The organism is Methylobacterium terrae (assembly GCF_003173755.1).
Lineage (GTDB): Bacteria > Pseudomonadota > Alphaproteobacteria > Rhizobiales > Beijerinckiaceae > Methylobacterium > Methylobacterium terrae.
Map to the genome: position 1 here is coordinate 5,343,890 of NZ_CP029553.1, position 18,753 is coordinate 5,362,642.

At 70.6% G+C, this 18,753-nt stretch carries 14 protein-coding genes; 6 read left to right on the plus strand and 8 right to left on the minus strand.

Features of this window, described 5'->3' with window-relative positions:
- Window positions 1-55: 55 nt before the first annotated feature.
- The 3 genes from DK419_RS24680 to DK419_RS30060 all read right to left on the minus strand — a co-directional run bounded on the left by DK419_RS24680 (window position 56) and on the right by DK419_RS30060 (window position 6,362).
- Window positions 56-865, minus strand: coding sequence for an exodeoxyribonuclease III (locus DK419_RS24680; RefSeq protein ID WP_109961430.1), 810 nt, complete (start codon window positions 863-865; stop codon window positions 56-58).
- A 21-nt stretch (window positions 866-886) separates the two neighbouring features.
- Complete coding sequence (locus tag DK419_RS24685) at window positions 887-1,846, minus strand: outer-membrane lipoprotein carrier protein LolA (RefSeq protein ID WP_109961431.1); 960 nt, start codon at window positions 1,844-1,846, stop codon at window positions 887-889.
- A gap of 148 nt (window positions 1,847-1,994) precedes the next feature.
- Entirely contained in the window at window positions 1,995-6,362 is a 4,368-nt protein-coding gene (locus DK419_RS30060; RefSeq protein ID WP_425352612.1) for a DNA translocase FtsK, read from the minus strand.
- A 231-nt stretch (window positions 6,363-6,593) separates the two neighbouring features.
- Here DK419_RS30060 and DK419_RS24700 point away from each other — a divergent pair, with 231 nt between their 5' ends.
- From DK419_RS24700 to DK419_RS24720, 5 genes are all read left to right on the plus strand, one after another.
- Complete coding sequence (locus DK419_RS24700) at window positions 6,594-8,636, plus strand: NAD(+) synthase (protein WP_109961432.1); 2,043 nt, start codon at window positions 6,594-6,596, stop codon at window positions 8,634-8,636.
- 107 nt (window positions 8,637-8,743) lie between these two features.
- A complete protein-coding gene (locus DK419_RS24705) occupies window positions 8,744-9,388 on the plus strand; it encodes a cysteine hydrolase family protein (RefSeq protein WP_109961433.1) in 645 nt (214 codons plus the stop codon).
- Between the two features lie 224 nt (window positions 9,389-9,612).
- Complete coding sequence (locus tag DK419_RS24710) at window positions 9,613-9,840, plus strand: hypothetical protein (RefSeq protein WP_109961434.1); 228 nt, start codon at window positions 9,613-9,615, stop codon at window positions 9,838-9,840.
- Between the two features lie 125 nt (window positions 9,841-9,965).
- Window positions 9,966-10,349 (plus strand): PilZ domain-containing protein, encoded by a 384-nt coding sequence (locus tag DK419_RS24715; protein ID WP_109962483.1) that lies wholly within the window; start codon window positions 9,966-9,968, stop codon window positions 10,347-10,349.
- 378 nt (window positions 10,350-10,727) lie between these two features.
- A complete protein-coding gene (locus DK419_RS24720) occupies window positions 10,728-11,789 on the plus strand; it encodes an MBL fold metallo-hydrolase (RefSeq protein ID WP_109961435.1) in 1,062 nt (353 codons plus the stop codon).
- Between the two features lie 998 nt (window positions 11,790-12,787).
- On the opposite strand, the gene hslU is transcribed toward DK419_RS24720, so the two are convergent.
- Window positions 12,788-14,101 carry an ATP-dependent protease ATPase subunit HslU gene (hslU, locus tag DK419_RS24725; RefSeq protein ID WP_109961436.1) on the minus strand — a complete coding sequence of 438 codons (1,314 nt, stop codon included), beginning with the start codon at window positions 14,099-14,101 and terminating at the stop codon, window positions 12,788-12,790.
- A gap of 57 nt (window positions 14,102-14,158) precedes the next feature.
- Window positions 14,159-14,689, minus strand: a complete 531-nt coding sequence (gene hslV / locus DK419_RS24730) for an ATP-dependent protease subunit HslV (protein ID WP_048431164.1) — start codon at window positions 14,687-14,689, stop codon at window positions 14,159-14,161.
- A gap of 234 nt (window positions 14,690-14,923) precedes the next feature.
- Here hslV and DK419_RS24735 point away from each other — a divergent pair, with 234 nt between their 5' ends.
- The gene (locus DK419_RS24735; protein WP_109961437.1) at window positions 14,924-15,442 is read left to right on the plus strand and encodes a P-loop nucleotide/nucleoside kinase family protein; all 519 of its coding nucleotides are present in this window, start codon (window positions 14,924-14,926) and stop codon (window positions 15,440-15,442) included.
- On the opposite strand, the gene DK419_RS29925 is transcribed toward DK419_RS24735, so the two are convergent.
- The 3 genes from DK419_RS29925 to DK419_RS24750 are packed head-to-tail and all read right to left on the minus strand — an operon-like array spanning window position 15,328 to window position 18,704.
- Window positions 15,328-15,891 (minus strand): DUF6883 domain-containing protein, encoded by a 564-nt coding sequence (locus DK419_RS29925; protein WP_342587201.1) that lies wholly within the window; start codon window positions 15,889-15,891, stop codon window positions 15,328-15,330. The genes DK419_RS24735 and DK419_RS29925 overlap by 115 nt on opposite strands.
- Complete coding sequence (locus DK419_RS24745) at window positions 15,780-16,883, minus strand: ATP-dependent DNA helicase (protein WP_109961438.1); 1,104 nt, start codon at window positions 16,881-16,883, stop codon at window positions 15,780-15,782. The genes DK419_RS29925 and DK419_RS24745 overlap by 112 nt, the downstream gene beginning before the upstream one ends.
- Window positions 16,884-16,913: 30 nt before the next feature.
- Entirely contained in the window at window positions 16,914-18,704 is a 1,791-nt protein-coding gene (locus DK419_RS24750) for a cation:proton antiporter domain-containing protein (RefSeq protein ID WP_109961439.1), read from the minus strand.
- Window positions 18,705-18,753 lie beyond the last annotated feature (49 nt).

Here is an 18,753-nt window from a genome sequence, read left to right on the forward strand (position 1 = left end):
ACGGAGAGGAGGCGGTCCGGGTTGCGCAGCCTGCATGTCGCAGCGGAACCGGTGGTTAAAGCTCCAGTTCCACCGTCACCGGCACGTGGTCGGACGGCTTCTCCCAGGCGCGGGCGTGGCGCGCGACGGTGACGGATCTCACCGTGCCGGCGAGGTCCGGCGTGACCCAGATGTGGTCGAGGCGCCGTCCCTTGTCGGCGGCGGCCCAGTCGGGGGAGCGGTAGCTCCACCAGGTGTAGATCTTCTCCGGCGGCGGGCGCAGGTGGCGCATCGTGTCGATCCAGCCGGCCTCGCCGCGAAGGGTCTCCAGGCGCTCGGTCTCGATCGGGGTGTGGCTGACCACGTCGAGGAGCTGCTTGTGCGACCAGACGTCGTGCTCGAGCGGCGCCACGTTGAGGTCGCCGACGAGGATCGCCGGGCCGGAGGGGCGCCGCCCGCCCCAGGCGCGCAGCTCGTCCATGAAGGAGAGCTTGTGGGCGAACTTGTCGTTGAGCTTGGCGTCCGGCACGTCGCCGCCGGCCGGCACGTAGAAGTCGTGGACGGCGATGCCGGCGGCCGCTCCCGCCTCGGGCCCGAGCACCGCCGAGATGTGGCGCGCGTCCTGGCGCTCGCAGAAGCTCATCACCTCGCGGGTGACGAGCGGCAGCCGCGAGAGGATCGCGACGCCGTTATAGCCCTTCTGCCCGGCGAAGACGATGTGGGGATAGCCGAAGCCCTGCAATTCCTTGAGCGGGAAGCGGTCGTCCGGGCACTTGGTCTCCTGGAGGCAGAGCACGTCGGGCTTCGCCTCGTCGAGGAAGCGGCGCACGAGGTCGATGCGCAGGCGGACCGAGTTGATGTTCCAGGTGCTGACGGTGAGGCGCAACGGTCGGGTACTCGCGAGAAATCAGTTGGGGCGGGCCTGCTGCATCTTGGCCTCGAGCTCCTTGTCGACCGCCCGGCCGTAATTGATGACGAACATCATGCCGTCGACGGCGCGGCCGCGCTGGAGGTTGGAGAGCAGCACGGTGGTCTGGTAGCCCTGCGGGTCGGTGATCCGCCACTGGCTCAGGGTCTTCATCGCATCGTCGAAGTAGAGCGCGATGCGCGAGGTGCCCCCGAGCGTCGAGCGGTCGTCGAGCACGATGCGGATGCCGCCGGGCTCGGCCGAGACGTCGGTGACGGTGAGGTCGCGGGCGAGGTCGATCTTGTCGCGCAGCAGGAATTTCAGCGGCGTCTGCGAGATGAAGTAGAGGTCCTGGGTCGCGAGCTTGCGGTCGCGCACCGCCACCGAGGTCCCGTCGGCGACGACCTCGAGGGAGGAGGGCTGGTCGTAGTCGAAGCGCAGGCGGCCGGGCTTGGCGAGGGTGAGCTTGCCGCCGATCTTGCGCCCGTCGGCGCCGATCTGGACGAAGTTGCCGGTCAGGGTCGAGACGCCGTTGAAGTAGGCGTTGGCGCGCTCGATCACCGCGGCCGGGTTGGCCGGATCGACGGCCGCCGCGGTGGTCGCGGCGGCGACCTGCTGGGCGGGCCGGCCCGCTTCGGGGGCCGTCGGCACCGCGGCGGTCTCGACCGGCTCCGGCGCGGCGTTCTTGGTCCCCCCGAGGGAGGAGGGCCGGCGCGGCGGCAGCGGCGCCTTGGCGGACGCGCCGGAACCGGGCCCGGACGGTGCCGCCTGGGCCGGGGCCGCCTCGGGCTGGGCCTCGGGGCCTGAGTCCTTGCGGCCGAACAGGCCGTCGAGGAACGACGAGACCTGCGCCTCGGCCGGAGAGGCCGCGAGCACGGCCGGCATCGCGAGGGCGGCGACCGTGAGCGCGGCGCCGAGGGACGCCGCGCGGAGCGGGCCGGAGCGAGGACGGCCGTTCATCGGCAGGGTTCTCCGTGGTGGCGGACGGGGACGGACGGGCTCGCGCGGTCGAGCCGACGCCGCGCCCGCCCGACGGGTGGGTGTGCCGCAGGGGACCGGCGCCACGATAGAGCCGCCCCCTGTGGCGAATATGCGACGGCGGGGCCGCTCACGCCTCCTCGCCTCCCGCCTGCGGGGCGGGCTCGATCAGGATCTCGCGCTTGCCGGCATGGTTGGCGGGGCCGACGATGCCCTCGCGCTCCATCCGCTCCATCAAGGAGGCCGCCCGGTTGTAGCCGATCTGCAGGCGCCGCTGGATGTAGCTCGTCGAGGCCTTCTTGTCGCGCAGCACCACCGCCACCGCCTGGTCGTACAGGTCGGCCGCCGGATCGCCGAAGCTGCCCTGGTCCATGACCGGGGTGTCGGGGCTCGCTGCGGCCTCCTCGACCTCGTCGTCCGCCGTGACGGCGTCGAGATAGGAGGGGCGGCCCTGGCGCTTGAGGTGGGCCACGACCTGCTCGACCTCGTCGTCCGAGCAGAACGGCCCGTGCACCCGGGTCGTGCGCCCGCCGCCCGCCATGAACAGCATGTCGCCCTGGCCGAGCAGCTGCTCGGCGCCCATCTCGCCGAGGATCGTGCGCGAATCGATCTTCGAGGTCACCTGGAAGGAGATCCGGGTCGGGAAGTTCGCCTTGATCGTCCCGGTGATCACATCCACCGACGGGCGCTGCGTCGCCATGATCAGGTGCAGGCCGGCCGCGCGCGCCATCTGGGCGAGGCGCTGGATCGCCCCCTCGATGTCCTTGCCCGCCACCATCATCAGGTCGGCCATCTCGTCGACCACGATCACGATGTAGGGCAGGGCGGAGAGGTCCATGACCTCGTCCTCGTAGACCGCCTCGCCGGTCTCGCGGTCGAAGCCGGTCTGGACGGTGCGGGTGATCACCTCGCCGCGCGCGCGGGCCTCCGCCACCCGGGCGTTGAACCCGTCGATGTTGCGAACGCCGAGGCGCGCCATCTTCTTGTAGCGCTCCTCCATCTCGCGCACCGCCCATTTGAGGGCGATGACCGCCTTCTTGGGATCGGTGACGACCGGGGAGAGCAGGTGCGGGATGCCGTCGTAGACGGAGAGTTCCAGCATCTTCGGGTCGACCATGATCAGACGGCACTCCTCCGGCTTCATCCGGTAGAGGAGCGAGAGGATCATGGTGTTGATGGCGACCGACTTGCCCGAGCCGGTGGTGCCGGCCACCAGCAGGTGGGGCATGCGGGCGAGGTCGGCGATGATCGCCTCGCCGCCGATGTTCTTGCCCAGACACAGCGCGAGCTTCTGCTTGGTCTCGGTGAAGACCGGCGAGGTCAGGAGCTCGCGCAGGTAGACCGTCTCGCGCTTGAGGTTCGGCAGCTCGATGCCGATGGCGTTGCGGCCCTGGACCACCGCGACGCGGGCCGAGATGGCGGACATCGAGCGGGCGATGTCGTCGGCGAGCGAGATGACGCGGCTCGACTTGGTGCCGGGTGCGGGCTCCATCTCGTAGAGCGTGACCACCGGGCCGGGGCGCACCGCGAGGATCTCGCCGCGCACGCCGAAATCCTGGATCACCTGCTGCAGCTGCAGGGCGTTGTCCTCCAGCATCTCGGGATCGAGGTTGCTGCCGTCCGATTCCCGCGGCTCGGCCAGGAGGTCGACCGAGGGCAGCTCGTAGGGCACCTCGACCATGCGGGCGGCCGGGCGCAGCGGAATCGTGGCGACGGGCGCCAGGATGTCGTCCTCGTCCTCTCCGTCGTCGTCCGCGTCGAGGCCGAGATCGGTGACGAGTCCCGTCGTGCCGATGACGAGGCCGTGCGGCTCGGCGGCCGGTACCTCCGGCAGGGCGGCCGACCAGGCCGGCGTCACGGAATCCGGCTCGGGAGCGGGAGAGGCGGCCTCCATCGCGGCCGGCACCGGCTGCTCGGCCATCGGCACCGGTTGCGAAGCGATCGGCACCGGTTGCGAAGCGATCGGCACCGATGGCGAAGCGATCGGCAGGATGATGCGCGGCGGGCGCGGGGGGGCGGGCAGGGTCGGGGCCGGCGGCTGCGCGTTGAGGCGGCCGGTCGGCACGTACACGAAGGGCTGCGAGGCCGGCCGGCCGGCCGGCTCCGCCGCGGGATCCTCGACCGGCGCGGGCGCGAGGGCCGTCGCGGCCTGCGGTGCGTCGGCCTGCGCCGTCTCCTCGGCCATCGCGACCGGCAGCGTGCCGGCGGCGATGAACGACCACGGCACCGGGGCGAAGGCCATGGGCATGAAGGCGGGCTGGGGCGTTGCGGCCGACATCTCGTCGACGGGAAGAGGGGCGGCAAGGGGCAGCGGGGCGGCCGGAGGCTCGACCGCCACCGGCACGGAGATGATCGTCGCCTCCGGCGAGTCCGGCACGTCCGCCTCGTCGGCGAGGGGCGCGTAGGTGAGCGCCAGCATCGGAGCGGGCGCCGGCAGCAGGATCGTGGCGGGCAGCGCTCCCGCCACGGCGGAGAGATCCGACGAGGATGCCGGCTCGATCGCATCCGGCGTCGCCGCGGCGTTCCGCTCCGCCGCGGGAGCCGGCTCGCCCTCCGCGTCCGCCGGCACGATCACCGGGACGTCGGCCTCGATCACGATCTCGACCGGCGCGTCGCCGACCGATCCGGGCACGGCCCCAGCCTCCGCGACGACAACCTCGACCGTCGCTCTCGGCTCCTCGGCAGGGTGCAGGTTTTCGGCAGGTTGACGTTCGTCGGGCAGGGCCTCGATCGTCAGGACTTCGACTTGCAAAGCTTCGACTTGCAAAACTTCGACTTGCAAGGCCTCGACTTGCGGCGCCTCGACGACCGCCTCGGGCGGCAGCCGGTTGTCCTGCTCGGCCGCGGTCGGGAGCGGGCGGGTCCAGTCGTGCTGCAGCAGGCGGTCGAGGGCGTAGACCGGGCGCGGCGGCAGCGAGCGCAGGTGCGAGACGTCGACCGGCACCAGGATGGCGCTGTTCGGCACGTCGAAGACCTGCACCGGCGCCTCCATGGCGGTGGCGGGCTCGGGAATCGAGAGGTCCGGCGTCGACGGGAAGGTCCCGGCGAGGACGGCCGCGATCTCGGAAGCCGGAGCGGCGGGCTGCGGAACGGTGATCTCCTGGGCGCCGGCCCGGGTCTCCGGGGCAGCCGGTCCCTGTGCCGTGGGCTCGGCCACCGGCTCCATCATCGTGACGGGCTCGGTCGGCGCACCGGCGACGGCCGGCCCCTCGGCCGGAGACGTCGCCTCGGCGGTCGCAGCCGTCTCCAGGAACGTCACCGTCTCCCAGGACGCGACCGCTTCCCACGACACGATCGTCTCGTCGGACGCCGCCGTCTCCCGGGACACGCCGCCTTCTCGCGGCGCGGCCTCTCCCTGGGGAGCCGTCTCCTGGGGATGGCGCAGCAGGTGGTCCGGCGTGCGGGTGAAACGTACCCCCGGCGGCAGGACGTAGGGCTGGCGCCACAGGGGCACCGCCGCGGCGGCGGCCCGCGCCTCGGCTTCGGCCCGGGCGGCGTCGGCCTCGGCGCGCGCCGCCTCGGCGGCCGCGATCTCGGCGGCGGCGCGGGCGGCGGCCTCGGCCTCCGCGGCGAGCCGAGCCTCCTCCTTCTCCCGCACCGCCTGCTCGCGCCGGCGCTGGCGCGCCTGGAGCACGTGGTCGGGCGTGCGGGTGAAGCGCACGCCGGCCTCGGCGGGCCGTTCGACCGGCGCGGGGCGCGCCCGCACCTCCGGTGCCGCCTGGTCCGGCTCCGCCTCGCGGCGGCGGGCACGGGTCAGCACGGCCCGGGCCGGGCCGGCGGGGGGAATCGGCATCGACCAGCCGCCATCGGGCACGAGGGCGGGATCCGGCGCCCAGTGCGAGGCGCGGCGCGGGGCCGGTACTTCCGGCGCGACCTCCACGATCGGCGCGGCCACGGGCTCGGGCTGGGGCGCGGGATGGAGCACGGGCTTCATCACCGGCTCCTGGCGGTACGCCCGGGCCGGCTCGGCCGGGGGCGGGGGCACGAAGGCTCCGGGCGCGGGCGACCACGCGTCCGGGCCCGGGGAGAGGCGCGCGGCGCCGGCCCCCTCGACGGGGCCTCTGCCGTAACCGTCGTCAGCCCGGGCCTCGGGCTGCCGCGGCGGAGCGGCGCGCGCCGGCTCGGGCCAGGAAGCCGGCAGCGGTGCCGTCGGGCCCGGTTCCGGCGCCCAGGCCTCGGCCGGGGCGGCGAAGTGCGGCGGGGGAACCGCCCGCGCCGGGTGCGGGGCGGGATGCGGCCCCGGGGCGAACGGGCTCTCGCTCCACGGTTCCGGCGGCATCGCGGGAGCGGCGTCGGGCCGCGTCGCATCGGGCCGCACCAGGGCGTCGGCCATCCAGCTCGGAGCGGCGCGGCGGCTCAGGCCGTAGTCCCGCTGGGCCGGCGGCGCGGCCGGCGGCGCGAAGCGGCGGGCGAGGATCGCCCGCAGGCTCATGACGGTCTGGGCGAGGACGCCCAGCGGGCGCTCCCGGCGCCCGGGCGTGCGAAGATGGTCGCGCACCCGCTGGGGCGCGCGCGGCGAGGAGTCGGAGAAGGGTGGCCGTCCCGATTGTCTCATGATGCCGAAGGTGTGTGTGGGCGGCCCGCGGCCGCGTCGCGTGCCGCCAGTTAGCCACGGCATCGTTAACACCCGATTAGGCACGCGGGCCGGCGGCCGCCTCCGGGGTACCGGGCGACGCCCCGGCGCGTTAAGGACGAGGGGCATTTCCGGCGAGAAGGGACCTTTCGCGCGATGTTTCGATCCCTCTACCGGCACGGTTTCGCCCGCGTCGCGGCCTGCGTCGGCCGCAGCCACATCGCCGATCCGGACGCCAACGCGGCCGAGATCCGGCGGCTCGCCGAGACCTGCGACGCGCAGGGCGTCGCCGTGGCGGTGTTCCCCGAGCTCTGCCTGTCGGGTTACGCGCTCGAGGACCTGCTGCTGCAGGAGACGCTGCTGGAGCGGGTCGAGGCGGCGCTCCTCGCCCTCGTCGAGGCCAGCCGCGCGCTGATGCCGGTCCTCGTGATCGGCGCGCCGCTTCGCCACCGCAACCGGATCTACAACACCGCAGCGGTGATCCATCGCGGCCGGCTGCTCGGGGTGGTGCCGAAGAGCTACCTGCCGAACTACCGCGAGTTCTACGAGAAGCGCCACTTCGCCCCCGGCGTCGGGATCACGGCCGAGACCCTCCGCATCGGCGGGACGGAGGCGCCGTTCGGGACCGACCTGCTGTTTCCGGCCGAGGACCTGCCCGGCCTCGTCCTCGGGGTCGAGATCTGCGAGGACATGTGGATCCCGGTGCCGCCCTCGGCGCTCGCCGCGCTCGGCGGCGCGACCGTGCTCGCCAACCTCTCGGGCAGCCCGATCACCATCGGGCGGGCGGAGAGCCGCACGCTCCTGTGCCGCTCGACCTCGGCGCGCTGCCTCGCCGCCTACATCTACGCCGCGGCGGGCCCGGGCGAATCGACCACCGACCTCGCCTGGGACGGCCAGACCGCGATCTTCGAGGACGGCGAGACCCTCGCCGAGGGCGCGCGCTTCCCCGCCGAGCCGCAGGTGACGCTCGCCGACATCGACCTCGACCGCCTGCGCCAGGAGCGGGCCCAGATGGGCAGCTTCGACGACAACCGGGCGGCCCTGACGCCCGGCGCGCCGGCCTACCGCCGGGTGGCGTTCCGCCTGGCACCCCCGGACGCCGATCTCGGCTTCCACCGCACGGTCGAGCGCTTCCCCTTCGTGCCCGCCGATCCCGCCCGCCTCGCCCAGGATTGCTACGAGGGCTACAACATCCAGGTCGCCGGCCTCGCCCAGCGCCTGCAGGCGATCGGCACCCGCCGGGTGGTGATCGGCATCTCGGGCGGGCTCGATTCGACCCACGCGCTGATCGTGGCGGCCCGCGCCTTCGACCAGCTCGGCCTGCCGCGCTCGGACATCCTCACCTACACGATGCCGGGCTTCGCCACCTCGGACGAGACCAAGGGCAACGCCCACCGGCTGATGGCCTCCCTCGGGACCCGCGCGGCCGAGCTCGACATCCGGCCCGCCGCCCGGCAGATGCTCGCCGACATGGGCCACCCGTTCGGGCGGGGCGAGGAGGTCTACGACGTCACCTTCGAGAACGTGCAGGCGGGGCTTCGCACCGACTACCTGTTCCGCCTCGCCAACCAGCACGACGCGATCGTCATCGGCACCGGCGACCTGTCGGAGCTGGCGCTCGGCTGGTGCACCTACGGCGTCGGGGACCAGATGTCCCACTACGCGGTCAATGCGGGCGTGCCCAAGACCCTGATCCAGCACCTGATCCGCTGGGTGATCGCCTCGGGCCAGTTCACCGCTGAGGTCGGCCGCACCCTGGAGGCGATCCTCGAGACCGAGATCTCGCCCGAACTGGTGCCGGCCCGGGAGGGCGAGACGATCCAGAGCACGGAATCGAAGATCGGCCCCTACGCGCTGCAGGACTTCAACCTGTTCTACACGCTGCGCTACGGCTACCGGCCCTCGAAGATCGCCTTCCTGGCGCTGATGGCCTGGGAGGACGCCGCCCGCGGGCCCTGGCCGCCCGGCTTCCCGGAGGCGAAGCGGGGGACCTACGCCCTCCCGGAGATCCGGGCCTGGCTCGCGGTGTTCCTGCGCCGCTTCTTCGGCTTCAGCCAGTTCAAGCGCTCGGCCCTGCCGAACGGCCCGAAGGTGGCGGCCGGCGGCGCCCTCTCGCCCCGGGGCGACTGGCGCGCCCCCTCCGACGGCAACGCGCGGATCTGGCTCGAGGAACTGGAGAGCCACGTCCCGGAGGGATGATCCCGGACGCATGATCCCGCGGGGGCGATCCAGAAACCCCGCAGGAGTATGAGCGTTGGTCGGGCCCTGGGGCCGGAAAGAGCCCTCAGCACGGGAGCCCGACCCGCATGGCCGCCACGCCCGCCGACACCGACGCCCTGCCGAACGGCCCGCTCGACGAGACCGCGGTGCATGTCTGCGTCGACATGCAGAATCTCTTCGCCCGGAAGACCGCCTGGCATACCCCCTGGATGGGGCGGGTCCTGCCGCGGGTGCTGCACCTCGCGAGCGCCGTGCCGGAGCGCACGGTGTTCACCCGCTTCGTTCCGGCCCGGCATCCCGGCGAGGGCCGGGGCTGCTGGAAGCGCTACTGGGAACGCTGGGCCGAGATGACGGTGGACCGGCTCGGCGAGGAGATGGTCGAACTGGTGCCGGACCTCGCGGCGCTGACGCCCCCCGGCACGGTCGTCGACAAGACCGTCTACTCGCCCTGGATGGAGCCGGGCCTGGAGAACGCCCTGCGGGCGCGCCGGGCCGAGACCCTGGTGATCACCGGCGGCGAGACCGACGTCTGCGTGCTCGCGACCGTGCTCGGCGCCGTCGACCGCGGCTACCGCATCGTGCTCGCCACCGACGCGGTGTGCTCGTCGTCGGACGAGACCCACGACGCGATGATGACGCTCTATCGGCAACGCTTCGGCCAGCAGCTCGAAGTGGCGACGACCGACCAGATCCTGCAGAACTGGAATTTGTCCGAGTTGACGAAACGATGAGCGTGCCGCCTCCGGCGTTGCGCGAGCGTGACGCGCCCGTTTCCCATGTCGTTCCGAGGTTCCCGGCTCGCACGTTTTCGTGATTCGGCCCCGCTCGGCACCCACGCACCTAAGGTCATGGCCGAGATCGCGGTGGCGCCCGTCGGCGACGCCTGACATAGTCTCGGCCAAATCAGCCGGTAGCGATGGACGCCATGGCAGCACCTGCGAGCGGAGGCGATCCGATGCGAAGCTACAACCTGTTCTGCCTGAGGAGCATCGACGGCCTGGTCTGCGCCGTGCCGGAGGATTACGCCGTGCCGGCCTTCGTCACCGAGGCGCGCTGGGCCTTCGGCGGCAAGCTCGACGGCAGCACGCCCCGGCCGGTCGGCTTCGACGGCGCCGCCGCGGCGACCGCGGTCCGCTTCAACGGCTTCTACCTGTTCCAGCGCATGTCGGCGGCGCAGGGCTGACCGTGACCGGCCGGGAGAGGACCCGCGAGTCGGACATCGCGGCGAGCATTCCTTAAAGGTCGGTCAGGCATGATCGCGGCATCCGAAACCCGCGAGGCCGAACGGGGCTGGCCGCCATGTCCGACATGTCAGAGTTGCGCAGGGAGGCCCGCCTGCGGACGTTCCTGAAGGGACGCATCCTCTTCAACAACGGCAATTCCAGCATGGATTGCCTGGTGCGGGACCTCTCCGGCTCCGGCGCCCGCCTGATGCTGAGCCAGACCGCGACGCTGCCCGAAGGCTTCGACCTCCACATCCCGGCCAAGGATCGCACCCACCGGGTGACGCTGCGCTGGCGCAAGGAGGACAGCGTCGGCGTTACCTTCGCGGAGGAGCCCGTTCAACCGCCGGCGCCGGAGACCGATCCGGCGGCGCTTCTCGCCCGCATCCGCGCGCTGGAGGCCGAGAACGAATCCCTGCGTCGTCAGCTCAAGGAGGCGGAGACTCTCCTGCTCGAGCGCACGCCCTGACGCCTCGCACGGACGAGGCCCTCTGAACGACAGACGAGGCCCTCTGAACGACAAAGGCTTGAAACGGACGAAGGGCCGCCCCGTTGCCAGGGCGGCCCTTCCATTGCCGAACCGCGGTTCGACTCGTCGATCTGTCAGGATCTACCGATCCTGGACTGTTCGTCGTACGCTCAGGCCTTGAAGCCGGAGGCGACGATCCAGGTCCGGCGCGCAGACGACCGCGGCTGATGACAATGAGACACTGGATCACCTCCTTCCTGTTGTTGCCGATGATCCGAATGTAACCATCCGGCGGCGTTGTGCAATGCGGCCCGGGCGCGGCGAAGGGTCCGCGCATCCGCACCTTGACCTCGGCCTTCCCGCGGTCATCTCCCCCGCATGAAGAACCGCGGCTTCCTCAAATTCGCCAGCGCCATGACCGTGATGACGCTCGGCGGCGTCGGCTACGCCGCGCATCGGCGCAGCCGCAATCCCTATTACCGGGGCCCGGTCAGCGACCATTTCGATGGCGTACGGTTCTTCTCGCCGGGGCAGCCGCAGGACAAGGGCGTGGGCGAGGTGGCGCGCTGGCAGCTCGGCGGCGGCCGGACGGCCTGGCCCGCGAGCGTCCCGAGCCCGTTCCCGCAGGATACGCCGCCGGAGCGGGTCGAGGGCCTGCGGGTCGTCCACATCGGCCATGCGAGCTTCCTGATCCAGGTCGCCGGCCGCAACATCCTGATCGACCCGGTCTACGCCAGGCGCGCGAGCCCGGTCGGTTTCACCGGGCCGAAGCGCGTCAACCCGCCGGGCATCGCCTTCTCGGCCCTGCCGCCGATCGACGCGGTGCTGATCACCCACAACCACTACGACCATCTCGACGGGCCGATCCTGGCCCGGCTCTGGGCCGAGCACGCGCCGGCCTTCGTGGCGCCGCTCGGCAACGACGCGATCATCCGCAGCTACGACGCCACCATCCCGGTCGAGACCCGGGACTGGGGCGAGTCGGTCGATCTCGGCGCGGGAGTCACGGTGCACCTCGTGCCGGCCTACCACTGGTCGGCCCGGGGCGTGAACGACCGGCGCATGGCGCTGTGGTGCGCCTTCGTGCTCACCACCCCGCACGGCGTGCTCTACCATGTCGGCGATACCGGCTACGGCGACGGGGCGATCTTCCGGGCGGTGCGCGAGCGCTTCGGCGCGCCCCGCCTCGCCACCCTGCCGATCGGCGCCTACGAGCCGCGCTGGTTCATGCAGGCCCAGCACATGAACCCGGAGGACGCGGTGCGCGCCTTCCGGGAGGTCGGGGCCGAGCAGGGGCTCGGCCATCACTGGGGCACGTTCCGCCTCACCAACGAGGGCGTCGCCGAGCCGGCCGAGGCTTTGGCGCGGGCACTCGCGGAGGCCGAGGTGCCGGCGGAGCGCTTCCTCGCCCTGCGGCCGGGGCAGGTCTGGGGCGGGTGAGGGAACCTTGGTTCCTGTCGAGTGGCCCGACAGAGTTGAGACTCTCCTCGTCATACCGGGGCCGCGAAGCGGAGCCCGGGATCCGGAGCCGCAGGGCGTTCAGAAGCGAGCGGAACGCCATTCGCTTCATCCTGCATCATACCGCGGCTCTGGGCGTAGCCGCGGCAGAACTTCAAAAATGCGGAGGAGGCCAAAGACACCCTCTTGTCATTGAGGCGAGGATGTATAGCAAATTTTTTGATTCACCTCTTTAATATTAAATATATTTTATATATAAAATATGATATTAAATACAATGCCAGAATATGCGTAAAAAATATGTATGGAACAGCGAAAAACATCGCTTCTTTCGTATAGAAACGACTATCAAATGTATATTGAGCACATCCAAGAAGGCCGCACCAGAGATGTTTATTTATAATTAACAAGCAAACAAATATTATTGATAGCGGTACCAAATGCCCAATAATACATATCAAAATTGATATAATCATAGGGACAATGTCGCCGACCGTTGTAAATCTTAAATGATCCGGAGTTCTGAAGAAATTATCATTAACATAGGCATTATTTGCGATCAGTGGATAAAATATCAATGTCAATATTGCTATTCGTAGGCTGTTTCTGATAATTTTTACGGCTTTTTCCTTCGAAGGGGTTGTATATATATTCACTGTACTACCTTTCAAAAAATCATGGAATTATTGAGACATGTCTTCATTCCTTGTAACTTAGATCTTCATCATAATGCACGCAAGTGGATATAACGTACGTAGTTGATACTATTATTATACATTATCTGAAAATATCAAATATCCTGTAATATATATTAAGTAATATGAAAATTTTCAATAGTATAATATCACTTTCACATAGCAACTTGTTGAATGAACTTCAAATGTATACATTTTATAGATTACTCTTCAGCACCCCGGGCTCTCGCCTGCAGCGAGGCCCGGGATGACTCTGGGTGTGGGCGCGGTGTCGTGCACTTCAGACTACAAGATGAACCGACTCAGATCCGCGTTCTGCGCCAGGCTCTCGACGCGGTCACGCACGTAAGTCGCATCGATCGTCACCGTCTCGCCCGTGCGGTCGGGAGCCGTGAACGACACGTCGTCGAGCACCCGTTCCAGCACCGTCTGGAGCCGGCGTGCGCCGATATTCTCGACCGAGGAATTCACGTCGACGGCGACCTTGGCCAGCGCGTCGATGGCGTCGTCGGTAAAGTCGATCGTCACGCCTTCCGTCGCCATCAGCGCCACCGCCTGCTTGGTCAGGCTCGCCTCGGTCTCGGTCAGGATGCGGCGAAAGTCGTCGACGGTGAGCGGGCTCAGCTCGACCCGGATCGGCAGGCGGCCCTGCAGCTCCGGCAGGAGATCGGAGGGCTTCGAGACGTGGAAGGCGCCGCTGGCGATGAACAGGATATGGTCGGTCTTCACCGGCCCGTGCTTGGTCGCGACGGTGGTGCCCTCGATCAGCGGCAGCAGGTCGCGCTGCACGCCCTCGCGCGAGACGTCGGCGCCGGAGCGGCCTTCCCGGGCGCAGATCTTGTCGATCTCGTCGAGGAAGACGATGCCGTTGTCCTGCACGTCGCGCAGCGCCTCCTGCACCACGCTGTCCTGGTCGAGGAGCTTGTCGGATTCCTCGCTGATCAGCGGGGCGTAGGCGTCGCGCACGGTCATCCGCCGCGGCTTGCCCTTCTGGCCGCCGAGCGCCTTGCCGAGCATGTCGCCGAGGTTGATCGCGCCCATGGCGGCACCCGGCATGCCGGGGATCTCGAACATCGGCATGCCTTGGGGCACGCCCGCCGCCAGTTCGAGCTCGACCTCCTTGTCGTCGAGCTCGCCGGCGCGCAGGCGCTTGCGGAAGGCGTCGCGGGTGGCCTGGCTCGCGGTCGCGCCGACGAGGGCGTCGAGCACCCGGTTCTCGGCCGCGGCCTCCGCCTTGGCCTGCACGCCGCGGCGCTTCTCGTCGCGCTTCAGGCCGATCCCGATCTCGACGAGGTCGCGCACGATCTGCTCGACGTCGCGGCCGACATAGCCGACCTCGGTGAACTTCGTCGCCTCGACCTTCAGGAACGGCGCGCCGGCGAGCCGCGCGAGGCGGCGCGAGATCTCGGTCTTGCCGCAGCCGGTCGGGCCGATCATCAGGATGTTCTTCGGGGCCACCTCCTCGCGGAGCGGGCCCTGGAGCTGCTGGCGACGCCAGCGGTTGCGCAGCGCGATCGCGACCGCGCGCTTCGCGTCGCCCTGGCCGACGATGTAGCGGTCGAGCTCGGAGACGATTTCGCGGGGGGAGAAGGTGGTCATGAGGCTCTTCGAGCGGGCCCGCGGCCCTTGTGCGAGTGGGGTGGGTCGGGGAGCGGCTCAGGCCGCGTCCAGGCTCTCGATCACCAGGCTGCCGTTGGTGTAGACGCAGATCTCGGCGGCGATCCGCATGGCGCGGCGCACGATCGCCTCGGCGTCGAGATCCTGCTCCTCCAGCGCCCGCGCGGCGGCGAGGGCGTAGTTGCCGCCCGAGCCGATCGCCATCACGCCGCCCTCGGGCTCCAGCACGTCGCCGGCGCCGGAGAGGAGCAGGCTCACGTCCTTGTCGGCCACCAGCATCATCGCCTCGAGGCGGCGCAGGTAGCGGTCGGTGCGCCAGTCCTTGGTCAGCTCGACGCAGGCCCGGGTGAGCTGGCCCGGATACTGCTCGAGCTTGGCCTCCAGCCGCTCGAACAGCGTGAAGGCGTCGGCGGTGGCGCCGGCGAAGCCCCCGATCACCGACCCCTTGGCGAGGCGCCGCACCTTGCGGGCGTTGCCCTTGACGATGGTCTGGCCGAGGCTGACCTGGCCGTCGCCCCCGATCACCACCCGGCCGCCCTTGCGCACCATCAGGATCGTCGTCGCATGCATGCGGGGGGCGCCCCCCGCGTCGTCGTTGGCCAAGGATGTCTCTCCGGACGGGCTGTCTTTCGTCGTGCTGCGGCGTAGGTGGGGGTTGCGGGCGCGTTCGTCCAGCGGGGCTCAAGGTGCGGAGCGGGGATCGCGGCGCGGTAGCCGGCCTGGCGCCGGGTGATGTGATAGAGCCGGGCCGGAGGGGCGTGTCGCCGTCCTTCGCCTCGATCGCAATCGCCAGGAGCTCACGCCATGCTGATCGTGTTCGCGGGCCTGCCCGGCACCGGAAAGACCACCCTCTCCCGCGCCGTCGCCCGCGCCCTCGCGGCGACCCATCTGCGGGTCGACGTCATCGAGCAGGCGATCCGGGATTCGGGCGTGCCGGCGGACGCCGTGGGCATCTCCGGCTACGCGGTGGCGCAGGCCCTGGCGGGCGCGAATCTCGGCGACGGGCGGGTCGTCGTGGCCGATTGCGTCAACCCGGTCGCCGCCAGCCGCACGGGATGGCGGGCGGTGGCCGCCCGCGCCGCATTGCGGCTGATCGAGGTCGAGGTCGTGTGCCCGGACGCGCAAGAGCATCGCCGCCGCGTCGAGGAGCGGGTCTCCGACGTTCCCGGCCTCGTCCTGCCCTCGTGGGAGGCGGTCCGGCGCCTCGACTACCAGCCGTGGGACCGGCCACGCCTGGTCGTCGACAGCGCAGCCTCGTCGCCCTCGGAGGCGGTCGCCGCCGTGCTCGAGGTCATGGCGCAGGACCGGCCGGGCGTCAGGTGAGCGGCACGGCGGTGACGAGACGCCGCATCGATCCGTCCTGCGATTGCCACACGCTGCGGATCCGTGGCAGGCGGCCGTCCGGCGTCTCCGTCGGTCACTCGACGATCATCCGGCGGCAGGACCCGTGCTCCGCGGGGCGCAGGACGCACCGAGCGTCGGTGGCCTTGCACGATGAGAGCGTCCGCCATGACCTCGGGCTGCGCAGGATCGAAGCCGAAAGCCAGGAAGAACCGGGCTTTCGGACCGCCATTTGGAGGATCGACGTTCAGCAAGTAGGGAGCGAGCTTGCTGCCTGGCACTTCGAGGGCAGGACGCCACCCGTCCTCGCTCAAGGCCCCTACACCACCACCGTGATCGTCTCCGCCGCCCGGGTCAGCGCCGTGTAGAGCCAGCGCGCCCGGTGCTCGCGGAAGGCGTAGGACTCGTCGAACAGCACCACCTTGTCCCATTGCGAGCCCTGCGCCTTGTGCACGGTCAGCGCGTAGCCGTAGGTGAACTCCTCGGTCTCGCGCCGCAGGATCGCCGGCACCTCCTCGTCACTGGCGGCGATGACCGAGCGTAAGACCCGGATGTCCTGGGGCTTGCGGCGCAAGGCGGGGTCGTCCTCCGGCACCACCTCGAGGCGCACGAGGTCGGGGCGGGGGGCGGCGCGCAGGGCCTGCACGGTCCAGGTCGAGCCGTTGAGCAGGCCCTTGGTGCGGTCGTTGCGCAGGCAGACCAGCTTCTCGCCCACCGCCGGCATCGGGTCGGCATGGCCGATCAGCTCGCGGATGCGGCCGTTATAGAGCCGCCGCGTGCGGTTGAGCCCGACCAGCACCTGGTCGGCGGCGAGCACCGTCGCGGGGTCGATGTCGCGACGCGGGATCACCCGGCTCTCGCCGTAGGCGCCGTAGTCGAGCCGCCCGCCCTCCCGCACCGTCATGGCGAGGCGCACGATCGGGTTGTCGGCCGCCTGGCGGTGGACCTCCGTCAGCATCACGTCGGGCTCGGCCTCGGTGAAGAAGCCGCCGCCCTTCACCGGCGGCAGCTGCGCGGGATCGCCGAGCACCAGGACCGGCGTGCCGAACGAGAGCAGGTCGTTGCCGAGGTCGCCGTCGACCATCGAGCACTCGTCGATGACGACGAGGGCCGCCTTGCTCACCGGTCCGGTGCGGTTGAGGGTGAAGGCCGGCCCGCCCTCGGTATCCTCGCGGGTGCGGTAGATCAGGCTGTGGATGGTGGAGGCGTCCGGGCAGCCGCGGGCGCGCATGACGGAGGCCGCCTTGCCGGTATAGGCGCAGAACAGCACCCCGCCGTCGACGTCCTCGGCGAGGCGCTTCGCCAGCGTCGTCTTGCCGGTGCCGGCGAAGCCGAACAGGCGAAAGACCTGCGGGCTGCCGCGCTTGAGCCAGTCCGACACCGCCTTGAGCGCCGCTTCCTGCTGGGGGCCGACTCCGCTCACGATTCACTCACGGTCACTGGCGTCTCATGATCACTGGGGTTTCCCGACGGTGCGGCGGGCCTGGAAGGGAGCGGCTGGCGGCGCCTCCTTGCGGCGCAGGATCGCCCGGAACTCGTCGCGGCGCTCGTGGATCGAGGCGATGACGAGGCCCATCGGCACCCCGACATCGACCAGCACCGCCTCCGAGAGCTGGAGCGAGGCCTCGATCGTCTCCGGCACCGCGTCGTCGACGCCCATCTCGTAGAGGGCGGTGGCGTGGCGGGCGTCCCGGGCCCTCGCCACGATGGTCAGGTCGGGCCGCTCGGCGCGCGCGGCCGCCACCACCGCCTCGACGGCGCGGGGCTGGTCGAGGGTCACCACCAGGGCGCGGGCGGTGTCGATGCCGCAGCGGCGCAGGAGGTCGGGATTGGCCGAATCGCCGAAATAGACCGGGTTGCCGAGGCGGCGCTGGTCGGAGACGCGGGCGGCGTCCATGTCGAGGGCGATGTAGGGCACCTTGTGGCGGGCGAGCATCTCGGCGACGAGCCGGCCGACCCGACCGTAGCCCGCGACGATCACCCGGCCGGGCTGGCGCTCCGGCGGCGGCGGCTCGGCCCGCGCCCGGCCGAGCGACGTCCGGTCGATCCGCCGGCCGAGGCGGCGGGCGAGCGCCGCGAGCCCCGGGATCATCACCATCGTGGCGGTGGTGACGACGAGCGCCGCCTGGCCGAGATCGTCGGGCACGAGACCCGCGACGAGCGCGCTGCCGACGAGCACGAAGGCGAACTCGCCCCCGGGCCCGAGGAGGAGCGCCGATTCGAGCGCCACCGCCCGGGGCAGGCGCAGCAGGGTGGCGATCCCTAAGATCACCCCGCCCTTGAGGACGAGGAGGCCGAGGGCCAGCCCCAGGATGGTGAGCGGCGTCTTCATCAGCACCGCCGGGTCGATCCCCATCCCGACCGAGACGAAGAACACGCCGAGAAGCAGGCCCTTGAAGGGATCGATCGTGGCCTCGATCGCCCGGCGGTACTCGGTCTCGGCGAGGAGCAGCCCGGCCACGAAGGCGCCGAGCGTCATCGACAGGCCGCTCGCCGCCGCCACCAGCGCCGTCGCCGCGATGACGAGGAGGCAGGCCGCCATGAACAATTCGGGGCTGCGGGTGCGGGCGACGAGCTGGAACAGCGGACGCAGGCCCAAGCGGCCGGCGCCGACCAGCAGCGCCAGGGCCACCGCCGCCTGGCCGAGCGCGAGCGCCAGCCCGGTCACCGCGTCGCTGTCCTTGCGGCCGAGCACCGCGATGGCGAACAGGACGGGAGCGACGGCGAGGTCCTGGAACAGCAGCACCGCGAAGCTCGCCCGGCCGGCGGGCGTGTTGAGCCGCTTCTGCTCGGCGAGCACCGGCAGCACGATGGCGGTGGAGGACAAGGCCAGCGCCAGCCCGACCAGGATCGCGGCGGTGGGCGAGACGTCGAGCGCCATCAGCACCGCCCCGACGAGGAGGCTCGACACCACCACCTGCAGCGAGCCGAGGCCGAAGACGAGGCGGCGCAGGATGCGCAGGCGCTCCCACGACAGCTCGACCCCGATCATGAACATCAGGAACACCACGCCGAGCTCGGCGAGATGCGCGATCTCGGTGCGGTTCGCGATCGTCACCGCGCCGAGCCACGGCACCGTCTCGGTGAGCCGCCCGAGGCCCGACGGCCCGAGGAGGGCGCCGGCCCCGATGAAGCCGAGGACGGGGCTGACGCGCAGGCGATGGAACAACGGCACCACGATCCCGGCCGTGACCAGGAACAGGATGACCTCCTTGTAGGAGCCGGACGCGGCGTGCTCGGTCATCGGGAGCGGCGGGGCCTCTCTTCGCGGGCTGTCGGATGGGCGAGCGTCC

Excerpts from the sequence above, each read along its gene's own strand:
- DK419_RS24685 (WP_109961431.1), bottom strand. The coding sequence starts at position 1,846 with ATGAACGGCCGTCCTCGCTCCGGCCCGCTCCGCGCGGCGTCCCTCGGC.
- DK419_RS24700 (WP_109961432.1), top strand. The coding sequence starts at position 6,594 with ATGTTTCGATCCCTCTACCGGCACGGTTTCGCCCGCGTCGCGGCCTGC.
- DK419_RS24705 (WP_109961433.1), top strand. The coding sequence starts at position 8,744 with ATGGCCGCCACGCCCGCCGACACCGACGCCCTGCCGAACGGCCCGCTC.
- DK419_RS24710 (WP_109961434.1), top strand. The coding sequence starts at position 9,613 with ATGCGAAGCTACAACCTGTTCTGCCTGAGGAGCATCGACGGCCTGGTC.
- DK419_RS24715 (WP_109962483.1), top strand. The coding sequence starts at position 9,966 with ATGTCAGAGTTGCGCAGGGAGGCCCGCCTGCGGACGTTCCTGAAGGGA.
- DK419_RS24720 (WP_109961435.1), top strand. The coding sequence starts at position 10,728 with ATGAAGAACCGCGGCTTCCTCAAATTCGCCAGCGCCATGACCGTGATG.
- hslU (WP_109961436.1), bottom strand. The coding sequence starts at position 14,101 with ATGACCACCTTCTCCCCCCGCGAAATCGTCTCCGAGCTCGACCGCTAC.
- hslV (WP_048431164.1), bottom strand. The coding sequence starts at position 14,689 with ATGCATGCGACGACGATCCTGATGGTGCGCAAGGGCGGCCGGGTGGTG.
- DK419_RS24735 (WP_109961437.1), top strand. The coding sequence starts at position 14,924 with ATGCTGATCGTGTTCGCGGGCCTGCCCGGCACCGGAAAGACCACCCTC.
- DK419_RS29925 (WP_342587201.1), bottom strand. The coding sequence starts at position 15,891 with ATGGGACAAGGTGGTGCTGTTCGACGAGTCCTACGCCTTCCGCGAGCA.
- DK419_RS24750 (WP_109961439.1), bottom strand. The coding sequence starts at position 18,704 with ATGACCGAGCACGCCGCGTCCGGCTCCTACAAGGAGGTCATCCTGTTC.